Source organism: Nocardia higoensis NBRC 100133 (genome assembly GCF_000308595.1).
Lineage (GTDB): Bacteria > Actinomycetota > Actinomycetes > Mycobacteriales > Mycobacteriaceae > Nocardia > Nocardia higoensis.
The window spans coordinates 42,246-50,930 of record NZ_BAGA01000009.1 but is presented as its reverse complement, the minus strand read 5'-3'; the positions used below and the strand labels follow the sequence as shown (position 1 = coordinate 50,930).

Annotated in this window: 7 protein-coding genes; all 7 read left to right on the top strand. The window is 70.1% G+C overall.

From position 1 onward, the window contains the following. Window positions 1-41: 41 nt before the first annotated feature. Window positions 42-1,286 (top strand): CoA transferase, encoded by a 1,245-nt coding sequence (locus ON26_RS01580; RefSeq protein WP_040794116.1) that lies wholly within the window; start codon window positions 42-44, stop codon window positions 1,284-1,286. 43 nt (window positions 1,287-1,329) lie between these two features. After that, window positions 1,330-2,703: an NAD-dependent succinate-semialdehyde dehydrogenase gene (locus ON26_RS01575; protein ID WP_040794115.1), complete on the top strand. Its 1,374-nt coding sequence runs from the start codon at window positions 1,330-1,332 to the stop codon at window positions 2,701-2,703. A 31-nt stretch (window positions 2,704-2,734) separates the two neighbouring features. Next, on the top strand, window positions 2,735-3,952 hold the full coding sequence (locus tag ON26_RS01570) for an acyl-CoA dehydrogenase family protein (RefSeq protein ID WP_040794114.1): 1,218 nt from the start codon (window positions 2,735-2,737) through the stop codon (window positions 3,950-3,952). Next, window positions 3,939-5,153: a CaiB/BaiF CoA transferase family protein gene (locus ON26_RS01565; protein WP_051026498.1), complete on the top strand. Its 1,215-nt coding sequence runs from the start codon at window positions 3,939-3,941 to the stop codon at window positions 5,151-5,153. The genes ON26_RS01570 and ON26_RS01565 overlap by 14 nt, the downstream gene beginning before the upstream one ends. A gap of 129 nt (window positions 5,154-5,282) precedes the next feature. After that, window positions 5,283-6,020, top strand: a complete 738-nt coding sequence (gene fabG / locus ON26_RS01560) for a 3-oxoacyl-ACP reductase FabG (RefSeq protein ID WP_040794113.1) — start codon at window positions 5,283-5,285, stop codon at window positions 6,018-6,020. After that, window positions 6,020-7,234: an acetyl-CoA C-acetyltransferase gene (locus ON26_RS01555; RefSeq protein ID WP_040794130.1), complete on the top strand. Its 1,215-nt coding sequence runs from the start codon at window positions 6,020-6,022 to the stop codon at window positions 7,232-7,234. The genes fabG and ON26_RS01555 overlap by 1 nt, the downstream gene beginning before the upstream one ends. Beyond that, window positions 7,231-8,436, top strand: a complete 1,206-nt coding sequence (locus tag ON26_RS01550) for an acyl-CoA dehydrogenase family protein (RefSeq protein WP_040794112.1) — start codon at window positions 7,231-7,233, stop codon at window positions 8,434-8,436. Before ON26_RS01555 ends, ON26_RS01550 begins: the two co-directional genes overlap by 4 nt. Window positions 8,437-8,685 lie beyond the last annotated feature (249 nt).

Below are 8,685 nucleotides of genomic sequence, written 5' to 3'. Positions count from 1 at the left end.
GGCCGAATCAATACAGCATGAGCGGTCAGGGAGGTTCGTCCATGTCCGGTGACAGCACGAGCGGCCGGCGCCCCCTGTCCGGGCTGCGCGTGGTCGAGGTGTCCAGTTTCGTCGCCTCCCCGCTGTGCGGCCTGACGCTGTCCCAACTCGGCGCGGAGGTCATCCGCGTCGACCCCATCGGCGGCGCGGGTGACCGGAACCGCTGGCCGGTCACCGAGTCGGGCGAGTCCATCTACTGGGCCGGGCTCAATCGCGGAAAGCGTTCGGTCACCTGCGATCTGCGCAGTCAGGAAGGCCGGGAGCTGGTGCAGCGGCTGATCACCGCACCGGGCGAGGGCGGCGGCATTCTGGTCACCAACGCGGGCGGCCGCGGCTGGATGAGCCACGAGGCCCTGAGCGCGCTGCGCCCGGATGTCATCACCGTGCAGATCCTCGGCAAGCGCGACGGCAGCGCGGCGGTGGACTACACCGTCAACGCCGCCACCGGGTTCCCGCTGATCACCGGCGCCCGCACCCACGACGGACCGGCCAATCACGTGCTGCCCGCCTGGGATGTGGCCTGCGGCCTCTACGCGGCGCTGGCCGTCACGGCGGCGGTCCGCAGGCGCGAGTCGACCGGGCAGGGCTCGGCCGTCGACCTGCCGCTGTCGGATGTCGCGCTCGCCGTCGCGGGGCACCTCAGCTACCTGACCGAGGTGCAGATCAACGGCGTCGAACGCGAGGCGACCGGCAACGCCGTCTACGGCACCTACGGCAAGGACTTCCGGACCGCCGACGGCGCGCGCTTCATGATCGTGGCGCTGACGCCCCGGCACATGCGCGATCTGGTGCAGGTCACCGGCCGCGGCGAGGTGGTCGCGGCGCTGGAGAACTCGCTCGGCGCGGACTTCTCCCGGGACGCCGACCGCTACCGCTATCGCGAACTGCTCGACGCGCTCTTCGCCACCTGGTTCGCCGAGCACACCGCCGCCGAGGTCGAGGCCGCGCTCTCGGGGACCTCGGTGCTGTTCGACCGCTACCGCGGCTTCGCCGAGATCGTCGCCGGCGGCGAACTCGCCGACAATCCGCTGTTCAGCCCGCTGGACCAGCCGCGCATCGGCACCTACCTGGCCGCCGGTCTGCCCGCCGCGTTCGACGGCGAGCACCTGTCGACCGGCCCCGCGCCCGCGCTCGGCGCCGACGGCGTGGAGGTGGTGCGCGACCTGCTCGGCGCCGGGCAGGAGGAGATCGACGCACTGGTCGACGGCGGACACTTGGGAGGACCGGCCGGATCGCCGGCGCCGTGAACCAGGCCGACCAGCAGCACGCCATCGAGAAGAGGGCCAAGCTATGAGCGAATACGCCACCACCAACCCCGCTACCGGCGAGATACTCGCCCGTTTCCCCGAGGCGACCGACGCCGAGATCGACACCGCCGTCGCCGCCTCGAAAGCCGCCTATGACGACTGGCGGCGCGTCCCCCGCACCGAGCGCGCGGACCTGCTGCGCCGGGTCGCCGCGGGCTACCGCGCCGACTCCGACCGGCTGGCCGCTCTGCTGACCCTCGAGATGGGCAAGCCGATCAGCCAGGCGAAGGGCGAGGTCGCGCTCAGCGCCGCCATCTACGAGTACTACGCCGACAATGCCGAGGCCTTTCTGGCCGACGAACCGCTGACCATCGCCGGCACCGGAACCGCCGTGGTGCGTACCGAGCCGATCGGCCCGCTGCTGGGCGTCATGCCGTGGAACTACCCCTACTACCAGGTGGCCCGCTTCGCCGCGCCGAACCTGGTGCTGGGCAACACGATTCTGCTCAAGCACGCCCAGATCTGCCCGCAGTCCGCGCTGGCGATCGCCGAGGTGTTCGCCGAGGCCGGTGCGCCGGAGGCGGTGTATCTGAACCTGTTCGCGAGCAACGAGCAGGTCGCCAGGATCATCGCCGACCCCCGGGTGCAGGGCGTCTCGCTGACCGGTTCCGAGCGCGCGGGCGCGGCGGTCGCCGAGGTCGCGGGCAGACACCTCAAGAAGTACGTGCTCGAACTGGGCGGCTCCGATCCGTTCCTGGTGCTCGACGACGCCGATCTGGAGCAGACCGTGGCCGCCGCGGTGGGCAACCGGATGGGCAATGCGGGTCAGGCGTGCACGGCCTCCAAGCGCTTCATCGTGCTCGACGAGATCTACGACAAGTTCCTCGACGCCTTCGTCGCCGCCATGCGCGACCAGGAACCCGGTGACCCGACCGACCCGGACACGACGTTCGGCCCGCTGTCCTCGCAGCGCGCGCTCGACGATCTCGCCCGCCAGGTGGACGAAGCGATCGCGCAGGGGGCGACCGTGGCCACCGGCGGGCGGCGCGTCGACGGGCCGGGCGCGTACTACGAGGCGACCGTCCTCACCGACGTCACCCCGGACATGCGCGCCTACCGGGAGGAGCTGTTCGGTCCGGTCGCGGTGGTCTACCGGGTGCCCTCGGTGGACGCGGCCGTGGAGCTGGCCAACGACTCGCCCTACGGCTTGGCTGCGGCGGTCTTCGCCGCCGACGAGCAGCTGGCGGCCGAGGTCGCCGACCGGCTGGAGACCGGCATGGTGTGGATCAACGGCACCAGCCGCTCGGCGCCGGATCTGCCCTTCGGCGGCGTGAAGCGTTCCGGCGTCGGCCGCGAGCTCGCGCACTACGGCATCGCCGAGTTCGCCAACAAGAAATTGATCCGTAACCCGCGCTGACGGCGAACCTTTTCCAGCAGAGGAGCATTCGATGGCTGCCGACCCGGCCGCCCTGGTGTCACAGGTGTCCGACCAGGACTTCGCCGACATCCTGGCCCAGACCAGGACCTTCGTCCGCGAGGTGGTGGTGCCGCGCGAACAGGAGATCGCCGACACCGACCGCATCCCCGACGACATCCGCCGCGCCGCCGCCGACATGGGGTTGTTCGGCTACGCGATCCCGCAGGAGTGGGGCGGCCTCGGGCTGAACCTCGCCCAGGACGTGGAGCTGGCGATGGAGTTCGGCTACACCACCCTGGCATTCCGCTCGATGTTCGGCACCAACAACGGCATCGCCGGACAGGTGCTGGTGAACTACGGCACCGAGGAGCAGAAGCAGACCTGGCTCGAGCGCATCGCCTCCGGCGAGGTGGTGGCCTCCTTCGCCCTCACCGAGCCGGGCGCGGGCTCCAATCCGGCCGGGCTGCGCACCAGAGCCGTTCGCGACGGCAGTGGTGGCGCGAACGCGGATTGGGTGATCGACGGCGAGAAGCGCTTCATCACCAACGCGCCCTCGGCCGATCTGTTCGTGGTGTTCGCCCGCACCCGCGCCGCCGACGCCGACGGGCCGGGCATCGCGGTCTTCCTCGTTCCCGCCGACACTCCCGGCCTCGAGGTCGGCGTCAAGGACCGCAAGATGGGCCAGGAGGGCGCCTGGACCTCCGACGTGCGGTTCTCCGGTGTGCGCGTGCCGAATTCGGCGCTGGTCGGGGGCAGCGAGGACGTCGGCTACCGGGCCGCGATGGTGTCGCTGACCCGCGGCCGGGTGCACATCGCCGCGCTCGCGGTCGGCGCCGCCCAGCGTGCCCTCGACGAATCCGTCGCCCACGCGGCCACCGCTACCCAGGGCGGCACCGCGATCGGTGACTTCCAGCTGGTCCAGGCCATGATCGCCGACCAGTACACCGGCGTGCTCGCCGGGCGCGCGCTGGTGCGCGATGTCGCCGCCCGCTACGTCTCCGGTGAGGACCGCCGGGTCGGCCCATCGGCAGCCAAGCTGTACTGCACCGAAATGGTCGGGCAGGTGGCCGATCTCGCGGTGCAGATCCACGGCGGCACCGGCTACATGCGCGATGTCGCGGTCGAGCGCATCTACCGCGACGTGCGGCTGCTGCGGCTCTACGAGGGCACCAGCGAGATCCAGCGGCTGATCATCGGCGGTCAGCTGGTGAAGCAGGCCAAGCGGGAGGCGACCGGTGGGCAGCGCTGACATCGAGAACCCGGATTCCGGCGACCTGCCGCTGGCAGGGGTGACCGTGGTCAGCCTCGAACAGGCCGTCGCCGCCCCGATGGCCAGCCGCCACCTGGCCGATTACGGCGCCAGGGTGATCAAGGTGGAACGGGTCGGCGAAGGTGATTTCGCCCGCAACTACGACGCCGCCGTGCACGGCCTGGCCTCGCACTTCGTCTGGCTCAACCGCGGCAAGGAGTCGGTCGCCCTCGACCTCAAGAACGAGCGCGGACGGAAGCTGTTGCGGGAGTTGATTTCCCGCGCCGACGTGTTCATCCAGAATCTCGCCCCCGGCGCCGCCGCGCGCTTGGGCTTCGGCGCCGACGAACTGCGCGGCGAGCAGCCCGGCCTGATCGTGGTCAATATGAGCGGCTACGGCACCGACGGCCCGTACCGCGACCGCAAGGCCTACGACATGCTCATCCAGGCCGAGACCGGCCTGTGCTCGATCACCGGCACCCCCGAGACCGCCACCAAAACCGGTGTCCCTTCGGCGGATATCGCCTCGGGCCTCTACGCGCTGTCTTCCATCCAGGCCGCGCTGTTCCGCCGCGAGCGCACCGGGAAGGGCGCCACCATCGAGATCGCCATGTTCGACGCCACCGTCGAATGGCTCGGCCACTCCATGTACATGCAGATGTACCAGGACAAACAGGTCCAGCGCATGGGCCTGTCGCACGCCTCGATCGCCCCCTACGACGCCTACCCCACCGCCGACGGCCAGATCCTCATCGGCGTGCAGAACGATCGCGGCTGGCGTGTGCTGGTGACCGAGGTGTTCGGCGTTCCGGGCCTGGCCGACGACCCGCGCTTCGTCACCAATATCGACCGGGTCCGCCACCGCGCCGAAGTCGACGCGGCCGTGGCCGAACAGACCCGCCGCTTCGGCACCCGCGAACTCGATGAGCTGCTGGCGCAATTCGGCATCCCGGCCGCCCAGCTCAACGACATGAGGGGCCTGATCGCGCACCCGCAGCTCGCCGAGCGCGATCGCTGGCGCGAGGTCGGCACCTCCGCCGGGCCGATCCGCGCGGTGCTGCCGCCCATGACGTTCTCCGATGTGGAGATGCGCATGGACGCGGTGCCCGCGCTGGGCGAGCAGACCGACGCGGTGCTGGCGGAGTTGGGCGTAGGCCGGGAAGAGATCGAGCGCCTGCGCGCGGACGGAGTCGTGCAGTGATCCCCGGCGGAATCGCCACGCACGCTACGAGCAGCGGAATCGCCGCGCACGGTGCGAGCCGCACGCGCGGCACGACTGACAGGGGCCGTGGCGACACGGGCTCACACACACGAACGGATCGGAGCTGATATGGGCTTGCTGGAGGGTCGGGTGGCCGTGGTCACCGGCGCGGCCCAGGGAATCGGGCTGCACATCGCACGCCGCTTCGTCGCCGAGGGCGCCAAGGTGGCCATCGGCGACATCAACGACGAAGCGGGCGCGGCGGCCGTCGCCGAACTCGGCGGCGAAACGGTGGCCGCCTACTCGCACTGCGATGTCCGCGACGCCGGGCAGGTCCGCACGCTGATCGAGACCGCCGAGCGGTTCGGCCCGCTCGGCGTGTTCGTCAACAACGCGGGCCTGACCCGCGACGCCACCATGCGCAAGATGACCGAGGACGATTTCGACGCCGTCATCGGCGTCCACCTCAAGGGCACCTGGAACGGCACCCGCGCGGCCGCCGACCGGATGCGCGAGCACGGCGGCGGCGCCATCGTCAACATCTCCTCGCTCTCGGGCAAGATCGGCCTGCCCGGCCAGACCAACTACTCGGCCGCCAAGGCGGGCATCGTCGGCCTGACCAAGGCCGCCGCCAAGGAGGTCGCGTTCAAGAATGTGCGCGTCAACGCCGTGCAGCCGGGCCTGATCCGCACCGCCATGACCGAGGCCATGCCGCAGAAGGTGTGGGACCAGAAGATGGCCGAGATTCCGCTCGGCCGGGCGGGCGAGCCCGACGAGGTCGCGAACGTGGTGCTGTTCCTGGCCTCGGATCTGTCCTCCTACATGACCGGTGCGGTTCTGGAAGTCACCGGCGGAAGGTTCATGTGATGCGTGACGTGGTGATCTGCGAACCGGTTCGCAGCCCGATCGGCCGCTTCGGCGGCTCCCTGGCGAGCCTGTCGGCCGCCGACCTCGGCGAGACCGTGCTGCGCGGCCTGCTCCAGCGCACCGGCCTGGCCCCGCGCGCGGTCGAGGACGTCATCCTCGGCAACTGCTACCCCAACAGCGAGGCCCCCGCCATCGGCCGCGTGGTGGTGCTCAACGCGGGCCTGCCGGTGACCGTGCCCGGCATGCAGGTCGACCGCCGCTGCGGCTCGGGCCTGCAGGCGGTGTTGCAGGCGGGCATGCAGATCGCCACCGGCGTCAACGACGTGATCGTGGCCGGCGGCGTGGAGAGCATGAGCAATGTCGTCTTCTACGCCACCGACATGCGGTTCGGTGTGAAGGGCCCGGCCGTGAGCCTGCACGACGGCCTGGCCCGCGGCCGGGTCACCGCGGGCGGTCGTGACTACCCGGTGCCCGGCGGCATGCTCGAGACCGCCGAGAACCTGCGTCGCGACTACAACATCGGCCGCGCCGAGCAGGACGAGCTGGCCGTCACCTCGCATCGGCGCGCGGTCGAGGCCCAGACCTCCGGGGTGTTCGCCGAGGAGATCATTCCCGTCACGGTGCGCTCGCGGCGCGGGGAGACCGTCGTCGACACCGACGAGCACCCGCGCGCCGACTCCACGCTGGAGAAACTGGCGACGCTGAAGCCGGTGCTCGCCGCGAAGGACCCGGAAGCCACGGTCACAGCCGGCAATTCGAGCGGCCAGAACGACGCCGCCGCCCTGTGCGTGGTCACCCATCCCGAACGCGCCGACGAACTGGGCCTGCGCCCGATCGCGCGGCTGGTGTCCTGGGGCGTGGCGGGCGTCGAGCCCAAGATCATGGGCATCGGTCCGGTCCCGGCCACCCAGGCCGCGCTCGACCGCGCCAACCTGAAGCTCGCCGACATCGACCTGATCGAGCTCAACGAGGCCTTCGCCGCCCAGGTGCTCGCTTGCACCCGCGAATGGGGTTTCAGCACAAGTGATTTCGAGCGCCTCAATGTGCGCGGCTCCGGCATCTCACTGGGCCATCCGGTCGGCGCCACCGGCACCAGGATGATCGCCACCATGACCAGGGAGATGCAGCGCCGCGACGCCCGCTACGGCCTGGTCACGATGTGCATCGGCGGCGGTCAGGGTCTGGCCGCCATCTTCGAGAAGGTCTCCGCGTGACCAGGCTCGCCCGCACCGCCGGGCTCACCGAGGTCCAGACCGACATCCTGGCCACCGTGCGCGCGTTCGTCGATCGCGAGATCATCCCGAACGCGCAGAAACTCGAACATTCCGACACCTATCCCGCCGACATCGTCGAGCGCATGAAGGAGATCGGGCTTTTCGGCATCACCATCCCCGAGGAGTACGGCGGCCTCGGCGAATCCCTGCTCACCTACGCGCTGGTGGTCGAGGAGATCGCCCGCGGCTGGATGAGCGTGTCCGGCGTGATCAACACCCATTTCATCGTCGCGCACATGATCGCCCGGCACGGCACCGACGCCCAGAAGGCGCACTACCTGCCGAAGATGGCCACCGGCGAGATCCGCGGCTCGTTCTCCATGTCCGAACCCGACCTCGGTTCCGACGTGGCCGCCATCAAGACCCGCGCCACCCGCACCGCCGACGGCTACACCATCGACGGCGCCAAGATGTGGCTGACCAACGGCTCCACCTCCAACCTCACCGCTGTGCTGGTGAGAACCGATCTCGGCGCCGGGTCGCACAATGCCGACAAGCCGCACAAGAACCTCACCACCTTCCTGATCGACAAGCCCGAGGGCACCGGCGAGGTCCTGCCCGGCCTCACCATTCCCGGCAAGATCGACAAGATGGGCTACAAGGGCGTCGACACCACCGAGGCCCTCTTCGACGGCTTCCGCATCGGCGCCGACTCGATCCTCGGCGGCGAGCCCGGCAAGGGCTTCTCGCACATGATGGACGGCATCGAGGTCGGCCGCGTCAATGTCGCCGCCCGCGCCTGCGGCATCGCCATCCGCGCCTTCGAACTGGCCATCGGCTACGCCCAGCAACGTTCCACCTTCGGTAAGCCGATCGTCGAACACCAGGCCATCGCCTTCAAACTCGCCGAAATGGCCACCAAGGTCGAAGCCGCGCACCTGATGATGGTCAACGCCGCCCGCGCCAAGGATTCCGGCGAACGCAACGACGTCGTCGCGGGCATGGCCAAGCTCATCGCCAGCGAGTACTGCGCCGAGGTCACCCAGGAGGCCTTCCGCATCCACGGCGGCTTCGGCTACTCCAAGGAAGCCGAGATCGAACGCCTCATGCGCGAGGCCCCCTTCCTGCTCATCGGGGAAGGCACCAGCGAGATCCAGAAAACGATCATCAGCAAGGGCCTGCTCCGCGAGTACCGCCTCTGACCTGGACGTCCTGTGTCGCATCGCCCTCATAGGTGCGACACAGGACACCGGACACGGGCTCACAGGGATCGAGCGGCGGCGTACTCGGGGAAGCGCTCCGCGAGGCCGTTGTCGAGAGTCACGGCCCGCCCGTGGACCCTCGGTCGATCCCGCGACTGCTCCAGCACACCGCCAACGCGCCCGGTGGGCGGACGGCGCCCGGCGGGCAGACGAATGCCCCGCCACCGATGGTGGCGGGGCATTGTCGGG